The organism is Vibrio sp. 10N.286.49.B3, assembly GCF_002873395.1.
Lineage (GTDB): Bacteria > Pseudomonadota > Gammaproteobacteria > Enterobacterales > Vibrionaceae > Vibrio.
On the sequence record NZ_MCUV01000031.1, the window covers coordinates 1 to 460 of the forward strand.

A 460-nucleotide genomic window follows, 5' to 3' on the forward strand; every position below is an offset into this window, starting at 1 on the left:
ATGACATTGAGACCACTTGATTGATGTGTTGGGAAAACCTCAATTAAGCTTACTTTTAAATGAGTAAGATAGTACAACCCTGGAGGGGTTCCCGAGTGGCCAAAGGGAGCAGACTGTAAATCTGCCGGCTCCGCCTTCGATGGTTCGAATCCGTCCCCCTCCACCATATTTTACTTAGTGTCGTATGACATTGAGACCACTTGATTGATGTGTTGGGAAAACCTCAATTAAGCTTACTTTTAAATGAGTAAGATAGTACACCCCTGGAGGGGTTCCCGAGTGGCCAAAGGGAGCAGACTGTAAATCTGCCGGCTCCGCCTTCGATGGTTCGAATCCGTCCCCCTCCACCATATTTACTTAATGTCGCATGACATTGGGACCACTTGATTGATGCGTTGGGAAAACCTCAATTAAGCTTACTTTTAAATGAGTAAGATAATACACCCCTGGAGGGGTTCCC

General features: G+C 46.1%; 2 tRNA genes. Both read left to right on the forward strand.

Features of this window, described 5'->3' with window-relative positions:
• The first annotated feature begins 81 nt into the window (after positions 1-81).
• Positions 82-166: transfer RNA gene (locus tag BCU68_RS11010), tRNA-Tyr, on the forward strand.
• A 99-nt stretch (positions 167-265) separates the two neighbouring features.
• Positions 266-350 (forward strand) — tRNA-Tyr (locus BCU68_RS11015).
• Positions 351-460: the final 110 nt, after the last annotated feature.